Annotated in this window: 19 protein-coding genes and 1 tRNA gene; 6 read left to right on the top strand and 14 right to left on the bottom strand. The window is 64.9% G+C overall.

Going from position 1 to position 22,003, the window contains the following annotated elements:
- Positions 1-3: 3 nt before the first annotated feature.
- From kdpC to LK539_RS07670, 9 genes are all read right to left on the bottom strand, one after another.
- Positions 4-588 (bottom strand): potassium-transporting ATPase subunit KdpC, encoded by a 585-nt coding sequence (kdpC, locus tag LK539_RS07710; RefSeq protein WP_227800317.1) that lies wholly within the window; start codon positions 586-588, stop codon positions 4-6.
- A gap of 10 nt (positions 589-598) precedes the next feature.
- A complete protein-coding gene (gene kdpB, locus LK539_RS07705; protein ID WP_227800316.1) occupies positions 599-2,707 on the bottom strand; it encodes a potassium-transporting ATPase subunit KdpB in 2,109 nt (702 codons plus the stop codon).
- A 2-nt stretch (positions 2,708-2,709) separates the two neighbouring features.
- On the bottom strand, positions 2,710-4,410 hold the full coding sequence (kdpA, locus tag LK539_RS07700) for a potassium-transporting ATPase subunit KdpA (protein ID WP_227800570.1): 1,701 nt from the start codon (positions 4,408-4,410) through the stop codon (positions 2,710-2,712).
- Positions 4,411-4,412: 2 nt separating this feature from the next.
- The gene (gene kdpF / locus LK539_RS07695) at positions 4,413-4,502 is read right to left on the bottom strand and encodes a K(+)-transporting ATPase subunit F (RefSeq protein WP_227800315.1); all 90 of its coding nucleotides are present in this window, start codon (positions 4,500-4,502) and stop codon (positions 4,413-4,415) included.
- Positions 4,499-4,591, bottom strand: a complete 93-nt coding sequence (locus LK539_RS07690) for a potassium ABC transporter ATPase (RefSeq protein WP_227800314.1) — start codon at positions 4,589-4,591, stop codon at positions 4,499-4,501. The genes kdpF and LK539_RS07690 overlap by 4 nt, the downstream gene beginning before the upstream one ends.
- 110 nt (positions 4,592-4,701) lie before the next feature.
- Positions 4,702-5,427: a TorF family putative porin gene (locus LK539_RS07685; protein ID WP_227800313.1), complete on the bottom strand. Its 726-nt coding sequence runs from the start codon at positions 5,425-5,427 to the stop codon at positions 4,702-4,704.
- Between the two features lie 147 nt (positions 5,428-5,574).
- The gene (gene rfaD / locus LK539_RS07680; protein ID WP_227800312.1) at positions 5,575-6,582 is read right to left on the bottom strand and encodes an ADP-glyceromanno-heptose 6-epimerase; all 1,008 of its coding nucleotides are present in this window, start codon (positions 6,580-6,582) and stop codon (positions 5,575-5,577) included.
- A 24-nt stretch (positions 6,583-6,606) separates the two neighbouring features.
- Positions 6,607-7,626: a lipopolysaccharide heptosyltransferase II gene (gene waaF / locus LK539_RS07675; RefSeq protein WP_227800311.1), complete on the bottom strand. Its 1,020-nt coding sequence runs from the start codon at positions 7,624-7,626 to the stop codon at positions 6,607-6,609.
- 31 nt (positions 7,627-7,657) lie between these two features.
- Positions 7,658-9,271, bottom strand: coding sequence for an ABC-F family ATP-binding cassette domain-containing protein (locus tag LK539_RS07670; protein WP_227800310.1), 1,614 nt, complete (start codon positions 9,269-9,271; stop codon positions 7,658-7,660).
- A 185-nt stretch (positions 9,272-9,456) separates the two neighbouring features.
- Here LK539_RS07670 and LK539_RS07665 point away from each other — a divergent pair, with 185 nt between their 5' ends.
- The gene (locus LK539_RS07665) at positions 9,457-9,840 is read left to right on the top strand and encodes a DUF2946 domain-containing protein (protein ID WP_227800309.1); all 384 of its coding nucleotides are present in this window, start codon (positions 9,457-9,459) and stop codon (positions 9,838-9,840) included.
- Between the two features lie 88 nt (positions 9,841-9,928).
- Complete coding sequence (locus tag LK539_RS07660; RefSeq protein WP_227800308.1) at positions 9,929-12,190, top strand: TonB-dependent receptor; 2,262 nt, start codon at positions 9,929-9,931, stop codon at positions 12,188-12,190.
- A 7-nt stretch (positions 12,191-12,197) separates the two neighbouring features.
- Here the strand turns inward: LK539_RS07660 and LK539_RS07655 are convergent, their stop codons facing one another.
- The 4 genes from LK539_RS07655 to LK539_RS07640 form a co-directional block, all read right to left on the bottom strand.
- The gene (locus tag LK539_RS07655) at positions 12,198-13,547 is read right to left on the bottom strand and encodes a S1 family peptidase (protein WP_227800307.1); all 1,350 of its coding nucleotides are present in this window, start codon (positions 13,545-13,547) and stop codon (positions 12,198-12,200) included.
- Between the two features lie 380 nt (positions 13,548-13,927).
- Positions 13,928-14,431 carry a TM2 domain-containing protein gene (locus LK539_RS07650; RefSeq protein ID WP_227800306.1) on the bottom strand — a complete coding sequence of 168 codons (504 nt, stop codon included), beginning with the start codon at positions 14,429-14,431 and terminating at the stop codon, positions 13,928-13,930.
- 574 nt (positions 14,432-15,005) lie between these two features.
- Positions 15,006-15,096: transfer RNA gene (locus tag LK539_RS07645), tRNA-Ser, on the bottom strand.
- 77 nt (positions 15,097-15,173) lie between these two features.
- Positions 15,174-15,524 carry a helix-turn-helix domain-containing protein gene (locus LK539_RS07640; protein WP_227800305.1) on the bottom strand — a complete coding sequence of 117 codons (351 nt, stop codon included), beginning with the start codon at positions 15,522-15,524 and terminating at the stop codon, positions 15,174-15,176.
- Positions 15,525-15,580: 56 nt separating this feature from the next.
- On the opposite strand from LK539_RS07640, the gene LK539_RS07635 reads away from it, so the two are divergent.
- The 3 genes from LK539_RS07635 (at position 15,581) to LK539_RS07625 (ending at position 19,102) form a co-directional block, all read left to right on the top strand.
- Positions 15,581-15,946: a VOC family protein gene (locus LK539_RS07635; RefSeq protein WP_227800304.1), complete on the top strand. Its 366-nt coding sequence runs from the start codon at positions 15,581-15,583 to the stop codon at positions 15,944-15,946.
- Between the two features lie 144 nt (positions 15,947-16,090).
- Positions 16,091-18,775, top strand: a complete 2,685-nt coding sequence (locus LK539_RS07630) for a polysaccharide deacetylase family protein (protein WP_227800303.1) — start codon at positions 16,091-16,093, stop codon at positions 18,773-18,775.
- Positions 18,776-18,805: 30 nt separating this feature from the next.
- Positions 18,806-19,102 (top strand): KTSC domain-containing protein, encoded by a 297-nt coding sequence (locus tag LK539_RS07625; protein WP_227800302.1) that lies wholly within the window; start codon positions 18,806-18,808, stop codon positions 19,100-19,102.
- Between the two features lie 62 nt (positions 19,103-19,164).
- On the opposite strand, the gene acs is transcribed toward LK539_RS07625, so the two are convergent.
- Positions 19,165-21,159: an acetate--CoA ligase gene (gene acs / locus LK539_RS07620; protein ID WP_227800301.1), complete on the bottom strand. Its 1,995-nt coding sequence runs from the start codon at positions 21,157-21,159 to the stop codon at positions 19,165-19,167.
- 224 nt (positions 21,160-21,383) lie between these two features.
- On the opposite strand from acs, the gene LK539_RS07615 reads away from it, so the two are divergent.
- Positions 21,384-21,986, top strand: a complete 603-nt coding sequence (locus LK539_RS07615) for a TIGR00645 family protein (RefSeq protein ID WP_227800300.1) — start codon at positions 21,384-21,386, stop codon at positions 21,984-21,986.
- The last annotated feature ends 17 nt before the right edge of the window (positions 21,987-22,003 follow it).

Raw genomic sequence — 22,003 nt, 5'->3', positions numbered from 1 at the left:
GGTTCAGCGAGTATCGCGCACTTGGGCGTCGAGCGCCAGATTCAGGGCCAGCACGTTGACGCGGGCCTCGCCGAACAGGCCCAGTACCGCCTGTTCCGCGTGCGCATCGATCAGCTGCTGGACGTCGGCCAGGGCCAGGCCGCGCGCCCTGGCCACCCGGGCCGCCTGCCAGCGCGCACCCGCCAGGCTGATCTCGGGATCGAGCCCGCTGGCCGAGGCGGTGACCAGATCTTGCGGGATCGGGGCGCCGTTGTCCGGATCGGCGGCGCGAAGCGCCTCGGCGCGCCCCTTGACCGCCTCCTGCAGGGCCGGATTCAGCGGTCCCTGGTTCGAGCCGGAAGAGCCGCCGCCGTTGTAGGGCGCCGGTGCGGTTGCCGAGGGACGGCCCCAGAAATACTGCGGCGCTTCGAAATGCTGGCCGATCAGGCGCGAGCCGACTACCCGGCCGCCCTGCTTCACCAGGCTGCCGTTGGCCTGGTCGGGAAAGGCGGCCTGGGCGATGCCGGTGACCACCGCCGGGTAGGCGAGGCCGCAGACCACGGTGAGTGCGCCGAACAGGACAAGCGCGGGACGGAGAATGGATTGCATACGCGATTCCTCAAACAAGGTTCAGGGCGGTCAAGACCATGTCGATCAGCTTGATGCCGGCGAAGGGCAGCAGGATGCCGCCAAGGCCGTACACCAGCATGTTCCGGCGCAGCAGGCTGGCGGCCCCGATTGCCCGGTAGCGCACGCCCTTCAAAGCCAATGGAATCAGGAACACGATGATCAGGGCATTGAAGATCACTGCCGACATGATGCTCGATGCGGGACTGGTCAGCTGCATGACGTTAAGCGCTTGCAGCGCCGGATAGGTGCCGACGAAGGCGGCCGGCACGATGGCGAAGTACTTGGCGATGTCGTTGGCGATCGAGAAGGTGGTCAGCGCGCCGCGTGTCATCAGCATCTGCTTGCCGATCTCGACGATCTCCAGCAGCTTGGTCGGGTTCGAGTCGAGGTCGACCATGTTGCCGGCCTCCTTGGCCGCCTGGGTACCGGAGGCCATCGCCACCGCGACATCGGCCTGGGCCAGCGCCGGCGCGTCGTTGGTGCCGTCGCCGGTCATGGCCACCAGCTTGCCTTCGCCTTGGTAGCGGCGGATCAGCGCCAGCTTCTGCTCCGGCGTGGCCTCGGCGACGAAATCGTCCACGCCCGCCTCGGCCGCGATGGCGGCGGCGGTCAGGCGGTTGTCGCCGGTGATCATGACGGTCTTCACACCCATGCGGCGCAGCTCGGCGAAGCGTTCGCGGATGCCGCCCTTGACCACGTCCTTGAGCTCCACCACGCCCATCACGCGGGCGCCGTCGGCCACCACCAGCGGCGTGCTGCCGCGGCGCGCGGCAGCGTCCGTGATCGCTTCCACTTCGGCGGGCCAGGTCGCGCCGAGCGCTTCCACGTAGGCGCGGATGGCGCTGGCCGCGCCCTTGCGCAGGCGGCGGGCGCCGATGTCCGCGCCGCTCATGCGGGTCTGTGCGGTGAACGGAACGAAGCTGGCGCCCAGGGCAGACATGTCGCGCTCGCGGATGTTGAAGCGGCTCTTGGCGAGCACCGCGATGCTGCGCCCTTCCGGGGTCTCGTCGGCCAGCGAGGCCAGTTGCGCGACGTCGGCCAGTTCCTGTTCCGTCACGCCCGGCGCCGGCAGGAAGGCGCTGGCCCGGCGGTTGCCGAAGGTGATGGTGCCGGTCTTGTCCATCAACAGCACGTCGACGTCGCCCGCCGCCTCGACCGCGCGGCCCGAGGTGGCGATGACGTTGGCGCCCATCATGCGGCTCATGCCGGCCACGCCGATGGCCGACAGCAGGCCGCCGATGGTGGTGGGAATGAGGCAGACCAGCAGCGCGACCAGCACCGTGATCGTCACCGGCTGCCCTGCCCCCGCGGCTTCCACCGAGAACAGCGAGAACGGCAGCAGGGTCACGGTCACCACCAGGAATACGATGGTCAGCGCCACCAGCAGGATGGTGAGCGCAATCTCGTTTGGCGTCTTCTTGCGTGAGGCGCCTTCGACCATGCCGATCATGCGGTCGAGGAAGGTCTCGCCGGGGTCGGCCGTGACGCGCACCACCAGCCAGTCCGACAGCACGCGGGTGCCGCCGGTGACGGCGCTGAAGTCGCCGCCGGACTCGCGGATCACGGGGGCGGATTCGCCGGTGATGGCGCTTTCGTCGACCGAGGCGACGCCCTCCAGCACCTCGCCGTCCACGGGAATCACATCGCCAGCCTCGACCAGGAAGTGCATGCCCTTGCGCAGCTCTTCCGATTTCACCGGGTACCAGGTAGCGCCGTGGTGCGGCGACGGCAGCTTCTTGGCCATCACGGTCTGTTTCAGGCTGCGCAGCGACGCCGCCTGCGCCTTGCTGCGGCCTTCGGCCAGGGCTTCGGCGAAGTTCGCGAACAGCACCGTGAACCAGAGCCAGGCCGCGGTCGCCGCGATGAAGCCGGCGGGCGCCTCACCCTGGCCGGCAAAGGCATCGATCGCCAGCAGGGTGGTCAGGATGCTGCCCGCGTAGACCACGAACATGACGGGGCTGCGCAGCTGGGTGCGCGGGTGCAGCTTGCGGAAGGAGTCGGCGATGGCCGGGCCGAGCAGCGTCGAGTCGAAGAGGCTCAAGCTGCGGCGCCCTGGGATCGCCTGGGGAACGGTGGTGTCGATGACAGGTGGTTTCATGATCATTTGGCGAACAGTTGAAGATGCTCGACCACCGGGCCCAGGGCGAGCGCCGGCACATAGTTGAGGATACCGACCAGCACGACGGTACCCGCCAGCAGGCCGACGAACAGCGGACCGTGGGTCGGCATGGTGCCGGCATTGGCGGCGAGGCGCTGGCGCGCGGCAAGCGAACCGGCGATTGCCAGCACCGGGACGATCACGCCGAAGCGGCCGAACCACATCGCCACCGCCAGCAGGGTGTTGTAGAACGGCGTATTGGCGGAGAGGCCGGCAAAGGCGCTGCCGTTGTTGTTGGCGGCGGAACTCAGCGCATACAGGACTTCGGAGAAACCGTGCGCCCCCGGGTTGGCGATGCCGGCCTTGCCGGCGCCCGCCACCACCGCGATCGCGGTGCCGACCAGCACCAGGCAGGGCGTGATCAGGATGACCAGCGAGGCCATCTTCATTTCGAAGGCGCCGATCTTCTTGCCCAGGTATTCCGGGGTGCGGCCGATCATCAAGCCGGCGATGAAGACCGCCAGGATGGCGAATACCAGCATGCCGTAAAGGCCCGACCCGACGCCGCCGAAGACCACTTCGCCCAACTGCATCAGCACCATCGGCACCATGCCGCCCAGGGGCATGAAGGAGTCGTGCATGGCATTCACCGCGCCGCAGGAAGCGGCGGTGGTGACGGCCGCGAACAGGCTCGAGCCAGCGATGCCGAAGCGGGTCTCCTTGCCTTCCATGTTGCCGGCGGCGGCATCGACGCCGAGTGACGTGAGCAGAGGATTGGTCGCGCTTTCCGCCGCATAGGTCAGCATGGCGGCGCCGACGAACAGCACGGTCATGGTGGCGAGCACCGCCCAGCCCTGGCGCATGTCCCCCACCATGCGCCCGAAGCTGAAGCACAGGCCTGCGGGAATCAGGAAGATGGCGACCATCTGCACGAAGTTCGACAGTGCGTTCGGGTTTTCGAAGGGGTGAGCCGAATTGGCGTTGAAGTAGCCGCCGCCGTTGGTGCCCAGCAGCTTGATGGCTTCCTGCGAAGCCACTGGTCCCATCGGGATGCTCTGGGTCGCGGCCTCCAGCGTATGCGCATCGACATGGCCTGAAAAATTCTGCACCACGCCCTGGCTGGCGAAGAACACGGCGAACACGATCGACAGCGGCAGCAGCACGTACAGGGTGGCGCGGGTCAGGTCGACCCAGAAATTGCCGATAGCGCTGCTCGAGCGGGCGGCAAAGCCGCGGATCAGCGCAAAGGCAACGGCGATGCCGGTGGCGGCCGAGAAGAAGTTCTGGCCCGCGAGCGCGAGCATCTGGGTCAAGACGCTCATGGTCTGCTCGCCGCTGTAGCCCTGCCAGTTGGTGTTGGCAACAAAACTGACGGCGGTGTTGAACGAAGAATCGGGGCCGACGTTGGCCATGCCTTCGGGATTGAGCGGCAGCCAGGCCTGCATGCGCTGCACGCCATAGACGGCAATGGCGCCCACGGCGTTGAAGGCGATCAGCGCCAGCGCGTACGCTTTCCAGGTCTGCGCTGCGGTACAGCCCTCTCCGGCCGCGCGGTAGAACAGCGCTTCGATCTTGCCCATCCAGCGCATGCCGGGAACGGCGGCGCTGTCGGCAACACGGGCCATGAACAGGCCCAGGGGATAGCCCAGCAGGAGCAGGACCAGCAGGAAGACCGCCAGCAGCGGAAGGAAGTCGGAGAACATGTTCACAGGTCCTCCGCCTTGAACAGGGCCACCAGCAGGTAAACCAGCAGCCCGGCGGCGACCAGGCCGCCGACGATGTAAAAACCGTTCATTGCTTGCCCCCCAGCTGCTCGCAGCCGGCCAGCAGCAGCCAGGTCAGCACAAAGAAGAGGAGGAAGGCGCCGATGAAAAGGAAGTCCATGGGTACTCGCTTTCGACGTTGTTGTTATGGGATGGAGCGTAGTGGCGCCGCGCGAAACGGGGCGTAAAAAGGGCGTGGCGCCGTGTAAACGCGTTGTAAACGCGATGTACCTAGAAGATGGCGCCGACGGTCAGCTGCAGCGCGGTCTTGCCGAGGAACTTGCCGTTGGCAGGCGAGGCGTAAGCGGTCTTGCCGGCGTTGGTGCCGATCACGGCCAGGGTCACCGTCGCGGGGCCGTAGGCGCGGGCGGCGCCGATCTTCCAGTCGGTATAGCTGGCCGCGCCGTTGTTCTCGACACGCTGGCGGCCGGCGTGCAGCTGCACGGTAAAGCCGTTGCCGGCGTCAATGCTGGCGCCCATGTCGAGGTAGCCGCTGCCCTTGCTGTCGACAAAGCCAAACAGGTTGGTGGTCGCGTGCGAGTACTTGACGTAGGCCGGGCCGTAGCCGATCTGGCCGTAGACTTCGGTGGTGTGGGCATTGGCAAAGCCGCTCACCTTGCCGAGCTCATTGCCGGCATAGAGGTAGCGCAGGACCCCGGTGTCGTAGCTGAAGCCGGGAGCGAACTCGCCACGCTTGCCGCCGTAGAGGTCTAGTTCGAGCTTGCCGTCGCCGCCGGCGTCCTCGATCCATTTGATGGTCGAGGCCCAGGCGCCGGCATACCAGCCGGACGAATGCGCGTAGTCGGCGCCGCCCTGCAGGGCCGGCTGCAGGCGGGTCTGCGAGATGCCGCGGTAGCGGTAATCGCTGGTGACGGCTGCGTTGAAGGTGGTTTGCGCGTGGGCGCTTGCGGCGAGAGAGGCGCCGGCCAGGATGGCGGCGTGGATCAGTGCTTTCATGGTGTCCTGCGTGTTGTTGTTGGAGCAGGTGAAAGCGTATGGTGTTGGGTGTAAAAACGGGCTAAAAGCGTTCGTGAAGTATGTAAACGAGATGTATAGGTGCTGCGGGGGGGGGGAGTGGGCCCCGGCCTGCGCCGAGGCGACGGATCATGCTTTGGCAGTGCTCTTCAGGTATTGCATGTATTTGGCGACGCCGGTAGCCACGTCCGTGAACGGCTCGGTGTAACCGGCGGCGCGCAGGGCGCCAATGTCGGCTTGGGTGAAGCTCTGGTACTTGCCCTTCAGTTTATCCGGGAAAGGCAGGTATTCGAGCAGGCCCTGTTCGACGATCTGCTCGAGGGTGAGCGCCGGCTTGCCTTCGTTGGCCAGGGCGTTGACGGTGGCGACGGCCAGGTCGTTGAAGGGCTGGGCGCGGCCGGTGCCGAGGTTGAAAATGCCGCGCTGGTCCGGGTTATCGAGGAAGAACAGGTTCACCTTCACCACGTCTTCGACGTAGATGAAGTCGCGCATCTGGGTACCGGCCTCGTAGCCTTCGTTGGCGCCGAACAGCTTGACCTTGCCCTCTTTCTGGAACTGGTGGAACTGGTGGAAGGGTACCGAGGCCATCGTGCCCTTGTGCCCTTCCAGCGGGCCATAGACGTTGAAGTAGCGCAGGCCCACGACCTGGCTGCCCTTCCCCATCCCATGCTGCTGCCAGTAGCGGCGCATGTACTGGTCGAACAGGAATTTCGAATACCCGTAGACGTTGAGCGGGCGCTCGTACTGGCGCTCTTCCTTGAACACGCTGCCGCCGCCGTACACCGCGGCCGAGGACGCGTAGATGAAGGGAATGCGCTCGCGCTGGCAGTACTCGAACAGGGCGATCGTGTACTCGTAGTTATTCGCCATCATGTAGCGGCCGTCCGTCTCCATGGTGTTGGAGCAGGCGCCCTGGTGCAGCACGGCGCTGAACTTGCCGTCGAATTCGCCGTCCTTCAGGCGCACCAGGAAGTCTTCCTTGTCCGCGTAGTCGGCCACCTCGGCATCGACGATGTTGAGGAATTTTTCAGGACGCGACATGTTATCGACCGCGAACACGCTAAAGGGCTTGCGGCTTGACAGTGCGTGCACCAGGTTGGCTCCGATGAAGCCTGCTGCGCCAGTAACCAGTATCATTTTCTAACCTCGTATCTTGTTCGTTCAGGCTGCGGCCAACACCGGCTGCAGCGGTTGCCATACATCGTTAGGCAGGATCTGTTTCATGCAGTTCTGGTGGCCCAGCGGGCACTCGCGCTGCTGGCAGGGCGAGCACTCGATGTGCAGCCACAGCACCTTGGCCAGTTCGGACAGGGGCGGCGTGTGGCGCGGGTCGGTCGGGCCGTAGATCGCCACCACCGGGCGGCGCAGCGCGGCGCCAATATGCATCAGGCCAGAATCGTTGGTCACCACCACCGCCGCGCGCGCGATCAGCGCGATCGCTTCGCTCAGCGAGGTGGAGCCGGCCAGGTTGTGCGCCTGCGGCACGATGGCCGTGATCTCGTCGCACACGGCGCGGTCCTTCGGGGAGCCGAGCAGCAGGATCTGCGCATCCGGCCGGTTAGCGAGGATGGTCTGCGCCAGCTCGGCAAAGTAGGCGGCCGGCCAGCGCTTGGCCGGGCCGAACTCGGCGCCGGGCGCAAAGGCGACGTAGGTCCCTACCGGCAGCTTCAAGCGCGCAACCGCCGCATCGGCTTCTTCCGATGCCACCACCATCTCCGGCTCGGGCAACTTGTCGGGACGCGGCAGGTCGCGCACCGGCTCGTCCGCCAGCGCGGCGTAGAACTGCGCCATCGGGCGCGGCGCCGCCTTGTCGTCGTGGTGCATCACGTTGACCAGGCCGTAGCGCATCTCGCCCTTGTAGCCGACCCGGCGCGGGATACCCGCCAGCCAGGGGATCAGCGCGAATTTGAGCGTGTTGGGCAGCACATAGGATTCGGCATAGCGCCCTGTGAGCATTTTCGCAAAGGCCTTGCGCTCCTTCCACTGGAGCGAGCCATGCTTGAAGGGCGACTCGATGACGGTGTCGACCTCGCGCATGGCGCGCCACACGGGCGCGACCCAGCCAGGGGCCACCACGTCGATCGGGCGCCCCGGATATTTCTGCTTCAGGCGGCGCAGCAGGGGCTGCGCCATGACGGCGTCACCGATCCAGTTGGGGGAAATGACAAGCGTGCGCGACATGTTCTTCGTGTTCCTGCAATGGGATCCGCGATTATAGCAACCGCTGCCGCCAGCCGCCCGGGCCGGCTTCCAGCAAATGGGTCAGCTTGACGCGCTCCAGGAAGACCGCGTCGTGCGACACGACCACCAGCGCGCCGGCGTACCCGTTCAGCATCTCCTCCAATGCTTCGAGCGCGGCCAGGTCGAGGTGGTTCCCCGGCTCGTCCAGCAGGAGCAGGCGCGCGGGCGGATCGGCATACAGCGCGCAGGCCAGCGCCGCCTTCAGGCACTCGCCACCGCTCAGCTCTCCGGTGGCCTGGGCCACCCGCTGCGCGTCCAGTCCGAGCTGGGCCAGGTAAGTACGCAGGCGGTCCTGGGGCGTGCTGCGGTTGCGCTCGAGCAGCTGTTCGATCGTGCTGCGCGCCGGGTCGAGCAGGGACAGGCGCTGGTCGAGCCAGGCGCAGGCCGGGTCGCGCCGCACCTGCCCTTCAAGGGGCGCCAGCGCGCCGGCGATCACCTTCAGCAGCGTCGACTTGCCGCTGCCGTTGGGACCAATGATGCCGATGCGCTGCTGGCCGCCGACGACCAGGCTGATGCGCCGCAGGGCCGGCGCCACGAAAGGCAGCTCCACCTCATCCAGTTCGAGTACGCGGCGCTGTGCGGCGGCGCTGACCCCATTGGCGTGCACCCGCACGGCGCTGTCCTCGCGCAGCGCCTGGGCCGCCTCGCGCACGCGCTCCTGGTGCTGGCGGCGCGCCTCGTCGTGCTGCTGGCGCAGGCGTCCGGTGCTGTTCTCGCTCCGTTCTTTTTGCCGTCCCAGCAGGATCTTCGCCTGGTTCGCCGCTTTGCCTTCGCTGGCTCCTCTCGCCTGGCGACGCTGCTGACGCTCGTGCTGCTCGCGCATGGCACGCTCGTCGCGCTGCATGGCCTGACGTGCGTGTTCGAGCTCGCGCAGGGCCCCGGCCTGCTCGGCGGCGCGCGCCTCTTCGTAGAACCCGTAGTTGCCGCCATAGCTGCGCAGGCCCTGCGGCGACAGCTCGACGATGCGTTCCATCTGCCCCAGCAGGGCGCGGTCGTGGCTGATCACGATCAGCCCGCCGCGCCAGTCGCGCAGCTGCTCGGCCAGCGCCGCGCGGCTCGGGGCGTCGAGGTGATTGGTGGGCTCGTCCAGGATCAGGAAGGCGGCGCCGGAGAGCATCGCGCCCAGCAGCGCCACGCGCATCGCTTCGCCGCCGCTCAACTGCTGCGCCGGCGTGGCGGCATCGAGGTGCGCCAGGCCGGCCTGGTCGAGGGCATGGCGCAGGCGCGCCGGCAAGTCCCAGCGCTCGCCAACCAGTTCGAAATCGGCCGCGTCAAAGCTGCCGGCTTCGATGCGCACCAGGGCGTCGAGTACCTCCTGCAGGCCGGCCAGTGCGGCCACGGTTGTTGCGTCTATCTGGTCAAGCTGCTGCGACAGGTAGAACACGGTGCCGGAGCGGATGCAGCGGCCGGAAGACGGCGCAAGCTCACCCGCCAGCAGGCGCGCCAGCACGCTTTTGCCGACGCCGTTGCGGCCCACCAGGCCGGTGTGGCGCGTGTCGAACTGTTCGCTGAGATCGGACAGCAGGGTCCTGCCGTCGGGAAGCGTAAAGGATGCGCTGTCGAGCGCAAGGTAAGGATGCGTCATGAGACCTCCATGGATGCCGGTTGCTCCCTGCTCTCGCGGGAAGGTGGGAGTACTGGCCGTCAAGCAGACGGCGGCATCAATGGCGCATCGGGCGTTACCTCGCAAATTGGAATGTGCTTGGATGATATCAAATATCCAACAGGCAGGCGAGCGCGGCCTGCGCGGCCGCTCGTTATAATGGTGGCATGTTCCGCTCATCGACAAGACAGGCCCTGCGTACATGGATCGCCCTTGTGGCCTTCGTGTTCAGCCTGTTCGCCCCGAGCCTGTCGCATGCCTTCGCGCCGCAGCAGTCGATGCCGATGAGCGAAGTCTGTACCGCGGCCGGCATGATGATGATGCCGATGGCAGATAGCGCGGACCAGCATGCCGGCAGCGCGAAAGGCATGACGCATTGCGACCTGTGCTGCTCGCACCATGCGCCAGTCGTGCTGCCCGCGCCGCCCCTGCTGCCCCTGACGCTTGCCGGCGCGCGCGACACCTATCCGCCTCTCTTCTACCAGTCCCCTTCCCCCCAGTTCGCGTGGACGCCGGCGCAGTCACGCGCGCCACCCCCCAGCTTCTTCTAACCGCTCAATTGGCACCGGCGCCTGGCGCCGGAACGATCGCTATCGCGCGTGATGCCACACGTGTTTCGTCACGCGCCAAGGAAACGCAATGAAGAAGCTCGCACTTACCCTGCTGGCCGCCGCCACGCAGGCTGCGTCCGCGCAGGCACAGGATGGTCCCATCAAGCAGCTGGGCACCGTCACCATTACCGGCAGCCGCCCCACCTCGCTGCCGGTCCAGATCCCGACCACCATTGAAGGCATCACGGGGGTGCAGATCGAACGCACGATCAACGCCCTTGACTCGGAAGACGCGCTGAAGTACCTGCCGAGCCTCCTGGTGCGCAAGCGCTACATCGGCGACTACAACCACGCCGTGCTGTCCACGCGCGCCTCCGGCACCGGCAACAGCGCGCGCTCGATGGTGTACGCGGATGGCATTTTGCTGTCGAACTACCTGGGCAACGGCGCCACGTTTGCCCCGCGTTGGGGCATGGTCACGCCGGAGGAGATCGAGCGCGTGGACGTGCTGTACGGCCCCTTCTCGGCAGCCTACGGAGGCAACTCGGTGGGCGCCGTGGTCGACTACGTCACGCGCATGCCGACGACATTCGAGGCGCACGCCAAGTTTGGTTTTACCCACCAGCCTTTTGAGCTGTACGGCACCCACGAGCGCTACCAGGGCAAGCAGGCCAGCGTCTCGCTCGGTGACCGCAGCGGCCGCTGGTCCTGGTTCATCGACGTCAACCGCGCCGACAACGAAGGCCAGCCGCTGACCTTCCCCACCCGCTATCTCGACGCCGGCGCCGCGCCGGGAGGCGTGCCGGTGATTGGTGCCGTGGTCGGCCGCGACCGCACGAACCGCGCCTGGTACCTGCTCGGCGCCGGCACCCAGTACCGTACCGTGCAGGACCACCTGAAAGCCAAGATCGCCTACGAGCTCACGCCCACCGTGCGCGCCAGCTACACGCTCGGCCTGTGGCAGAACGATTCCGAAGGCCGCCCCACGTCCTACCTGCGCGACCGCGGCGGCCAGCCCGTGTACAGCGGCCGCATCGACATCGGCGGCAAAGGCTATACCCTGGGCGCCACCGATTTCAATGCCTCGAATGAAGACCTGCGCCACCTGATGCACGGCCTGTCCCTGAAGAGCCACAGCAAAGGCGTCTTCGACTGGGAACTGGCCGCGAGCCTGGTTGACTACGACGAAGACCGGCTGCGCGCCCCGACCAGCGCGCTGCCCGCTGCCCTGAACGGCGGGCCGGGAAGGATCGTCGACATGGCGGGCACTGGCTGGACGACCTTCGCCGCCAAGGGCATCTGGCGTCCGCAAGGCGCGCACGTGGCGGAATTCGGCTATCAGCGCGAAGCCTACAAGCTGGCCAGCATCGAGCACGCGACCGGCAGTTGGATCGATGGCGCGCCCGGCGCGCGCAACCAGGCCTTTTCGGGCCGCACCGAGATCCAGGCGCTGTGGGCCCAGGACACCTGGAAGTTCGCCCCGGGCTGGAAGACCGTACTGGGCCTGCGCGTCGAGCACTGGCGCGCGCACGATGGACGCACGTCGAACGCCGCTACCTCGGTGGCGCACGGAGAAAGGCACGGCACCTGGATTTCGCCGAAAGCGGCGCTGGCCTGGCAGGCTACCCCGGACTGGGTGCTGAAGGCTTCGGCCGGGCGCGCGGTGCGCATGCCTACCGTGTCCGAGCTGTACCAGGGCGGCATCAGCGGCAGCGGCACCCTGATCAATAACGATCCGGGTCTGGAGCCGGAGCGTTCGTGGACGGGAGAGCTGAGCGCCGAGCGCAGCCTAGCAAGAGGCTTGTTGCGCCTGACGGCCTTCGGCGAGCGCACGAGTGATGCGCTGTACTCGCAGACCAACGTGCTGGTGACGCCAAACGTGACGAACGTGCAGAACGTGGGCCGGATCGAGACCAAGGGGCTGGAGCTGGCCTACAACGCAAGCGATGTTGCGGTGAATGGCCTCGACCTGCAGTCGAGCGTCACCTGGACCGAGTCGGAAATCACGCGCAACGACAAGTTCCCGGCCAGCGTCGGCAAGTGGCAGCCGCGCATCCCGCGCTGGCGCGCAACCAGCGTGGCCACCTGGCGCGCGAGCGATCGCCTGGCCGCTACGCTGGCGGCGCGCTATTCGGGGCGGCAGTTCTCGACGCTCGACAACTCGGACCCGAACGGCTTCGCCTACCAGGGTGCGAGTCGCTATTTCACGGTGGACGCGCGCGTGCACTGGAAGCTGGCGAAACAGTGGAGCGTGGCGCTCGGGGTGGATAACCTGAACAACTACCAGTACTGGAACTTCCACCCCTACTCGCAGCGCACCTGGGTGCTGGAGGCGCGCTACGACCTGTAGGCAGGCGTCACGCCTCGCTGGCGTCGAGCTCCGGCAGCGGGATCCCGTGCAGCGCATTGCGCCAGCTGTTGCCGATGTTCCCGCACACCAGGCGGCAGAAGGATGCCGCCTGCTGCTGCAGCTGGCGCTGGTGGTTCGCCTGCAAGAACTTCCCCAGCGCCTCGTACAGGTCCCACATCACCTCTTCGGTGTCGTGGGCGCCCAGCTTCATCGGGATCACGGTGTCCGGATCCAGCATCGCTTCGCGCAGCGCTTCGATCATCTCCGGCACCGGCATCTTGCGCCACATGGCCGCCAGGCGCGGCACGTGGTGGAAGATGTGACGGAAGTAGATGCGATTGTGGGCGTACGCGTCCCAGTAGGCCTTGCCGCGTTGGGTGCTGCTCAGAAAAGCTTCGAAGCGGCCCAGCAAGGTCTCGCTTGAGGCGCGTACCGGGTCGCTCGCGGTGAGCACGCTCACGCCGAAGGTTTCCAGGATGCGGTCGATGGGCGTGGCCACGCCGATCCGGTTCGCATCCGGCGCCTTGCCCCACAACAGGCCGGTGACCAGGTTGTGGTCCTCGTCGATGCGGTGCACGATGGCCGAACCCGAATCGCCATGGTCGACGAATTCGTCGCTGCGGCCATCGATGAACAGCATGTCCTGGAACTGCTCGAGGTTGGCGGCCACGCCGCTGTAGTGGATCGCGACCACGCTGCCGTGGGTCAGGCCGGTGGAGGCGCCGCGCTTGGCGATCGGGTACGGCAGGTCCTGGCGGCCGATGTCATGGGTGCCGCTGATGGCGCCGATCTCGCGGATGTAGGCCAGGCCGGCGTCGTAGTAATAGTCCAGGCTCGCGATCGCGGCATCCATCTGCGAGCAGTCCTGCACCTCGGTCGTGCTGCCGATCTCGTCGCACTTCACTTTGGCCGGCTGGTACACGGTGGTGCCGGCTTCGCCCAGCACGTGGGCGGCGGACAGCGCGTGGCAGCTGCCGTCGGGCTTCCGGACGATGCAGCCGAGAGTGCCGAAGGAATAGCCGGCACTGAGCTTGGTGCCGCCGACGAGCGGGCGGTATTTGCTGTTGTCCTCGTACATGGCGCGTCGTTCGGACTGGGCGTCGCAGCGGATGATGGGCGCGTGTTCGATCACGTCGGTCATGAAGCCGTCGACTTCGAGCGGGATCTGTTCGTCAGGCGGGATCGTGGCCAGCGGTCGTTTGCGCGTTAGGTGGACACAGATCGCAAGCTGGTCGGTCGGCTTGCCGTCGACGCGCTTCACACCGATGCTGGTGCCGTGCACGCCGGGAATCGTCATGGCGGTGGCGTGAAAGTACTCCTTCGCCTGTTTCATCTGCTCGAATTTTGGATCGTCCATCGTTCCTCTCCCCCTCGAAAGTAACGTCGCAGTAAATTATTATTTTGATACGAAAGTATCAATTTAGCACTAACTTATGGATGAGTCACCGGATATTTACGCACAGGGCATAGAGGGTGGTGTAGTTCCGACAGTTGGGAAGACTTCTTGCCCGCAGACAGCAGAATGCGAAACATGATTGCACTGCTGCGTTCAAACTGACGTTCTTCGAATCGGCAAGGCTCCGGCCTGATCCTGGGGGCAATGCGGTGCTGTGGCAGCGGCTTGCTAGAGTATGCGGCGCTTCGGTATCGGACCCGGCAGGTCCTCGCTGGTTGAAGTGGCCTAAATACAAAAAGCCCTGATGCGGGCTTCTTGTATTCAACGCGAACTTCGGGAAATCAAATCTTCAGTTCAATGACGTTTGGCTTATGGGTATCCACTTCGTAGTGCATGGTACTGAGATTTGCTTCGCGCGCCCTTGTCACATAATCTTGGTATGCCGGGATCGCGATTGCTGCAAGAATACCGATCGTGAAAATCGCGGGGAATATAACCACCAATATCTTGAGGGCTATATGCACCGGGGCGCCGATCTGTCCATTGTTGTATTTCTGTGCCCAAGACTGCGGACTTGTAAAAGCGTAGATGAGTGTTTCGACAAACGCGATTAATCCAGGAATAGCGGTCCAGAAAAACAGCAGGTAGAGCACGCCGGAGATTGGCCGGCTCAGATAGAAACGATGGATACCGAACCCACCTGTAAATGCAGCGAGGACTGTGGCAACGTTCTGATTCTTCAGGTTGGCGGCCGTGGCCGTTAACTGCTGACACCCGCAATGCGGACACGAAACAGCTGACTCATGTATTTCTTTACCACACCCTCTACAGAACACCATTCCCATATTTACTCCGAGCTGATTTTATTTGTGTAAGCCGGATATGCACAACTCCAGCGCAATCACTATATTGTTGCCCAGAGGATATAACAACACTTGTATGTTGTTTTTGAGGAAGTGGCGTTACGATTATCCGATGCGCATGGATTTGTGGTTGCTATCTGACTTCGATACTGTTTTTGGCAGATCAAGCAGGGATTCGCCCACGTTCCGCGGGCCGCCCTTGCGCGAGTAGGCGCAAGGCTTCGAACCTGCCGCCTTGGCGATCACACAAGGCGCGCGTTGCAGGGCGCCCCGCGCCCTGCAACCCTTGCTTCTCTCCGCTATGAAACAAATAAAAAATGGCCACCCGAGGGGTGGCTATCTGACTCCGGTACTGTTATTGGCAGAGCAAACAGGGATTCGCCCACGTTCCGCGGGCCGCCCTTGCGCGAGTACGCGCAAGGCTTCGAACCTGCCGCCTTGGCGACCACGCAAGGCGCGCGTTGCAGGGCGCCCCGCGCCCTGCAACCCTTGCTTCTCTCCGCCATGAAACAATAAAAAAGGGCAACCCGAGGGTTGCCCTTTTTTATTGTATTCCTGGCGGAGAGAGGGGGATTCGAACCCCCGATAGGCTATGAACCTATACACGCTTTCCAGGCGTGCGACTTAAACCACTCATCCATCTCTCCTGATGGGGTCTCGTGTGTCCACGAAGCCGCCTATTATAGCAAGTATTCTCTTCTGTACAAGACCGTTCTGACTCGCGTCATGCCTTCGCCTCCGCCGGCCAGCGCCGACGCCACGGCCGCAGCACCTGGCGCACCGGGTTCACCTGCGTGCCGACGTCCTCTGCCCCGACCAGACCTCGCCGCTTCAGGTGGCGCAGCGCCACCTGCACCGCCGACTTCGACAGCCCCGTCTTGACCGCGATCATCTGCAGGCTCGCCGGCACCTGGTCGCGGCCGAGCGCCTGGGCGCTGGTGAGCAGGTAGAGATAGACGACGAAGGCGGCGGGACGGCGGTCGTGGCCGACGAGGTCCGGCATCAGGACTTCGAACACGTAGGCGTCGAGTGGGTACTGGCGGGTAGTCATGAATACTATAGTGTTAAAAGCCATATCAAGCCGCGAGTCTGCCACGATAATGCTCGCCGCGACAACCACTGCCACTCACCATGATCACCCAACTGAAATTCGTCAGCATCCCCGTTTCCGACCAGGACCGCGCCCTCGCCTTCTACACCGACAAGCTCGGCTTTGAAATTTCGACCGACCAGCCGATGGGCCCGGGCAAGCGCTGGATCGAGCTGCGCATTGCCTCGTCCGGCACCCGCGTCGTCCTGTTCACGATGGACGGCCAGGAAGACCGCATCGGCACGTTCTTCAATGGCGCGTTTGCCTGCGATAACGTGGAAGCCACCTACCGCCAGCTGAGCCAGCGCGGCGTCGAGTTCGTCGAGCCGCCGACCGTGCAGCCCTGGGGCTCGTTCGCGAAGTTCCGCGACCCGGACGGCAATACCTTCGTGCTGTCGTCTTCCTGATACAGCCACTAAGCACTGCGCATAAAAATGCCGCCAAATGGCGGCATTGACGTTTCCTGGGGATGGGCTAGTGGCTTTCCTCAACCGGCGCCTGCGGTCCGGTGGTATTGTTGCCGGATAATAACTTTTTACTACCCGCCCGCCGTGAAACGCAAAGTCCTGTATTACGTCGTCTTTACCGTCGCAGCCGCGGGCGCCGCCGCCGGCAGCTGGATCGTCAGCCTCAAGTCGCCGTCTCAACCGGCCGCCAGCGCGCCCGCCGCTAGCCCGAGGATGGATGTCAGCGCCATCTCGGCCGACATGCAGACCATGCTGGCGTCCTACCGCAAGATCATCGTGCTGACCCAGGACGAAGCCGGCCTGTCCGCCGACGAACGGGCCCAGGCCAACCGGGTTGGCCAGCAGCTCTTCCACGAGAACCAGGAACGGGTCGGCAAAGTCGAAACCGCCCTCGCCCAGCTGCTTGCCTCGAACAATCCGGCGCGTTTCGAAGCGCTCGGCTCCCTGCTCGACTATGTGGAGTCGGGCGAAGGCCTGTACGACGCCGACCGTTTGGCCTTCCGCGAGCTGATGCAGTCCCTGCTGGCCCAGGTGGCCAAGGATTCCTCGCTGCCTGCGATCAAGCTGCACAAGCGCATCTCGGAAGACCTGGACGCGCTGGCCGAGATCGAGCGCAACTATGAGAAGGAAATCCGTGCCGTGTTCGGCCGCTTCGAGTCGCGCTCGATCGAGCTCAAGCGCGAGAAGTGGAGCAGCTACGTCGCCTACCTGAAGACCCTCTACCAGCGCGAGCGCATCCTCAAGGAATACGGCGTCATCACGCCCTACCCGGCCAAGGCCGAGCCGCCGGCGCAAGCTTCACAGCCAGCGCAGGCCGGTGTGGACGAAGGCGAGATCTTCGGCAAGACGCTGCCGAAGAAGACCGTGGTGCTGACTTTCGATGACGGCCCGCACCGCCGCTACAGCGAAGAAATCGCGGCCATCCTGAAGCAGTACAACGCGCCCGCGATCTTCTTCAGCGTGGGCCGCAACATCGGTTCGCTCGACGCCCAGGGTAAAGCCAAGCTGAACGGCGGCGCGGACGTGATGCGGCGCCTGAAGCAGTCCGGCTACGTGCTGGCCAACCACAGCTTTTCGCACGCCCAGCTCTCGAAACAAACGGGCGACGGCCTGAAGGCCGAGATCCTCAACACCGACGCGCTGCTCAAGGCAGTGGATCCACAGCGATCGAGCCTGTTCCGCTTCCCCTACGGCGCGCGCAACCGCGAAGGCCTGCAGGCGCTCGAGAATGCGCACCTGAAGTCGGTGATGTGGAACATCGATTCGCTCGACTGGGCGGACCCAGTGCCCTCCTCCATTGCCGACCGCGTGCTGCGCACCGTCGACAAAGAAGGCCGCGGCATCATCCTGTTCCACGACATCCACGAGCGCACCGTCAAGGCGCTGCCCGCGATCCTGGACCGTCTGGTCGCCGAGGGCTACCAGTTCGCCGGCTGGGATGGCGAGCGCTTCAAGGTGGACGGCGGCGCTGCGCCCGCGCCGGTGCAGCGCACGGCCGCGACCGGCTACGCCAATTCCTGGGCGATCGTGGTCGGCATCGACAAGTACCAGAAATGGCCGCAGCTGCAATATGCGGTGCGTGATGCCGAAGGGGTTGGACAGGTATTGGTACAGAAGTTCGGCTTCGCACCAGAGCGCGTGATCACGCTCAAGAACGAACAGGCGACCCGCAACAACATCCTGGCCGCCTTCCACGACAAGCTCGCGCACGGCAACCTGCAGCCGAACGACCGCATCTTCGTGTTCTTCGCCGGCCATGGCGCCACACGCAAGCTCAGCTCCGGGCGCGACCTCGGCTACATCGTGCCGGTCGATGCCGACCCGAACAATCTCGCCACGGATGCTATCCCGATGACCGAGATCCAGAATATCGCGGAAAGCCTGCCGGCCAAGCATGCGCTGTTCGTGATGGACGCCTGCTACAGCGGCCTGGGCCTGACGCGCGGCGCGGCGAACGCTTCCTTCCTGCGCGATAACGCCAAACGCCTGGGCCGCCAGATGCTGACGGCCGGCGGCACCGACCAGCTGGTGTCGGATGGCGGGCCGAACGGGCACTCGGTGTTCACCTGGACCCTGCTGCAGGGGCTGGGCGGCAAGGCCGACCTGAACGGCGACAGCCTGATCACCGGCACCGAGCTGGCGGCCTATGTGGCGCCAGCGGTGTCCAGCGTGTCGCAGCAAACGCCAGCCTTCGGCAGCCTGCCGGGCTCGGAAGGCGGCGAATTCGTGTTCGAACTGCCCGAGGAAAGCGAGTTCCTGAATACCTCGACTGCCCAGCTGTCGAACGATGCGATTGCGCTGAACACCAAGCTCGATGCGCAGGCCTCGGCGCCGGCGGCTGCGGTGGTGGTGAAGGACCTGCAGGGCGGCGAAACGAAGATCGTGGCGCCGGCGGCGGTGCCGGTGTCAAGCCGCCAGAAAGCGCAGCGGGCCAACGACCAGGGGCTGCTGCTCTATAAAGAGAAGCAGTATGCGCAGGCGGAGGCGCAGTTCACCGAGGCGCTCAAGCTGCGGCCGAACTTCGCGCTGGCGGCCAACAACCTGGGCTTCGTGTTCTACAAGCAGGACAAGTTCCTGGAAGCGGCGCGCTGGTTCGAGAATGCGATCAAGATGGACCCGTCGCGTGCGATCGCCTACATGAACCTGGCCGACGCGTATGCGCGCGGCGGCGAGAAGGACAAGGCCAAGGGGGCGTACAAGACCTACCTGGAACTGGCGCCGACGGGCTCGCAGGCGTCCTACGCGAAGCAGCAGCTCGAGAAGCTGTAGACTGTCTTCAGGCACCCGAAGGAGAGCAAGATGGAAATGAAGAAGATCAACGCCGGCAAGCTGCGCGCGATCGGCTATGACGCCCGCGAGCGCAGGCTACGGGTGGAGTTCGACGACGGCAACGCCATCGACTATGACGCCGTCGGTACCGAGGTCTGGCGCAAGCTGTCGAGCTCGGGTTCTCCCTGGAGCTATTACCGCGACAATATCGAGGAAGAGTTCAGCGGCCGCCGCGGCCGTGCCGGGATCGATGCGGAGAAAAAAGCCCTCGACCGCGAAGCCCTGATGAAGGCCTTCGGCGGCGGCTCGGAACCGGACGGCGCATAAAAAACGCCGCCCTGTTGTCACGGGGCGGCGTTGTCAGTATCGGGCGTCAAGCGCCCGCCGGCTCAGGCCGTTTCTTTCAACTGCTCCAAGATGGCCGGGTTTTCCAGGGTCGAGACGTCCTGGGTGATGTTTTCGCCCTTGGCCAGCACGCGCAGCAGGCGGCGCATGATCTTGCCGGAGCGGGTCTTCGGCAGGTTGTCGCCGAAGCGGATCTCCTTCGGCTTGGCGATCGGGCCGATCTCCTTGCCTACCCAGTTGCGCAGCTCGGTCGCCAGTTTCTTGGCGTCTTCACCGCTCGGGCGGGCCTGCTTGAGCACCACAAAGGCGCAGATCGCTTCGCCGGTGGTGTCGTCCGGCTTGCCCACCACCGCCGCTTCCGCCACCATCGGGTGCGCCACCAGCGCCGACTCGATTTCCATCGTGCCCATGCGGTGACCCGACACGTTCAGCACGTCGTCGATGCGGCCCGTGATGGTGAAGTACCCCGTGTCCTTGTTGCGGATCGCGCCGTCGCCGGCCAGGTAGTACTTGCCGCCCAGTTCCTCCGGGAAGTAGCTGGTGCGGAAGCGGTCCGGATTGTTCCAGATCGTGCGGATCATCGACGGCCACGGACGCTTCACGACCAGGATGCCGCCCTGCCCGTTCGGCACGTCGGCGCCGGATTCGTCCACGATCGCCGTCATGATGCCCGGCAGCGGCAGCGTGCACGAGCCTGGCACCAGCGGGGTCGCGCCCGGCAGCGGGGTGATCATGTGGCCGCCGGTCTCGGTCTGCCAGAAGGTGTCGACGATCGGGCAGCGCTCCTGGCCGACGTTCTTGTAGTACCACATCCAGGCTTCCGGATTGATCGGCTCGCCGACCGAACCCAGCAGGCGCAGGCTCGACAGGTCGAAGTTCTTCGGGTGTACCTTTTCGTCCACGTCGGAGGCCTTGATGAGCGAGCGGATTGCGGTCGGCGCCGTGTAGAAGATCGAGACCTTGTGCTTGGCGATGGTTTCCCAGAAGCGCCCGGCGTGCGGATAGGTCGGCACGCCTTCGAACACGATCTGCGTGGCGCCGACGGCGGTCGGACCGTAGGTAATATAGGTGTGGCCGGTGACCCAGCCGATGTCGGCCGTGCACCAGAACACGTCGGTCGGCTTGATGTCGAAGGTCCACTTCATCGTCAGCGCGGCCCACAGCAGGTAGCCGCCGGTCGAGTGCTGGACGCCCTTCGGCGTGCCGGTCGAGCCCGAGGTGTAGAGGATGAACAGCGGGTGCTCGGCATCGACCCATTCCGGCTCGCACTCGGCCGGCTGGCTGTCGACCAGCTCGTGCAGCCAGATGTCGCGGCCCTGCTGGTAAGCGATGTCGCCACCGGTGCGCTTGTAGATGATGACGTCGCGGATGCTGTCGCAGCCGCCCATCGCCAGCGCCTCGTCGACGATGGCTTTCAGGGGCAGCGACTTGCCGCCGCGGCGCTGTTCGTCGGCGGTGATGACGGCCACGGCGCCGGCGTCGATGATGCGTTCCTGCAGCGACTTGGCCGAGAAGCCGCCGAACACCACCGAATGGGTGGCGCCGATGCGGGCGCAGGCCTGCATCGCGGCGATGCCTTCGACCGACATCGACATGTAGATGATGACGCGGTCGCCCTTCTTGATGCCGCGCGACTTGAGGCCGTTGGCGAATTTGCAGACGCGCTCGTGGAGTTCGCGGTAGGTGACGCGGGTGACGCTGCCGTCGTCCGCTTCGAAGATGATCGCAGTCTTGTCCGCGTTGCCGTTCGTGAGGTTGCGGTCGAGGCTGTTGTACGACGCGTTCAGCTGGCCGTCGGCGAACCATTTGTAGAACGGCGCGTTGGATTCGTCGAGGGTGGAGGTAAACGGCTTGTGCCAGTCGATGTTTTCACGGGCCAGACGGGCCCAGAAGCCCTCATAGTCGCTGGCCGCCTCGGCGCACAGCTTCTCGTAGGCTTCCATGCCGGAAATCGCAGCCGTGCCGGCGAACTCGGCCGGCGGCGGGAACACGCGGTTCTCCTGCAGCGTGAATTCTTGATTGCTCTCGTTCTCGGCCATACTAGTCTCCATAGTCGTAGTAATAAGTTTTACCGGACACCTTAGGGGCGCTCGCTTACTGAGCCCTTACATGGGGTTTCTTGGCCCGCCCGCGGCTGGAGTGCCATTCTACCAACCTTGCTACCAACCTTGCATGCAAACCGGAGAAGTACGCCGCAAGGACGCGCCGGCGGGTGTAGAATGCTCGGCTGTATTTGTCCAGCTTTCCAGGAGTCAGCATCTCGATGGCGCAGTTAATTCCCCCGAACGAAGCAAAGAAGCTCACCCCAGTCAATAGCCTGATCTTTGCCAGCCGCTGGCTGCAGCTGCCGCTCTACCTCGGCCTGATCCTGGCGCAGTGCGTCTACGTCTTCCATTTCTGGGTCGAGCTCAAGGACCTGATCGGCGCCGCAATGGGCAACGCCGCTTCGCTCGCCCACATCCTGGACGCCGTCACCGTGCCCGGCGCGGCACGCCCGGTCAAGCTGACCGAGACCACCATCATGCTGGTGGTGCTCGGCCTGATCGACGTGGTGATGATCTCGAATCTGCTGATCATGGTGATCGTCGGCGGCTATGAGACCTTCGTGTCGCGCATGCACCTCGAAGGCCACCCGGACCAGCCCGAATGGCTGTCCCACGTGAACGCCTCGGTACTCAAAACCAAGCTGGCGATGGCAATCATCGGCATCTCGTCGATCCACCTGCTCAAGACCTTCATCAACGCGGCGGCGTACAACGAGAAGACCCTGCTGTTCCAGACCATCATCCACTGTGCTTTCCTGCTGTCGGCCATGGCCATCGCCTACACCGACCGCATTGTCATGACCACGCATACGAAACATTAATTCCTCCCGAACGAGAA

The sequence above is a fragment of the Massilia sp. IC2-476 genome (genome assembly GCF_020707295.1).
GTDB lineage: Bacteria > Pseudomonadota > Gammaproteobacteria > Burkholderiales > Burkholderiaceae_D > Telluria.
This window is presented reverse-complemented; position numbering and strand designations above follow the sequence as displayed.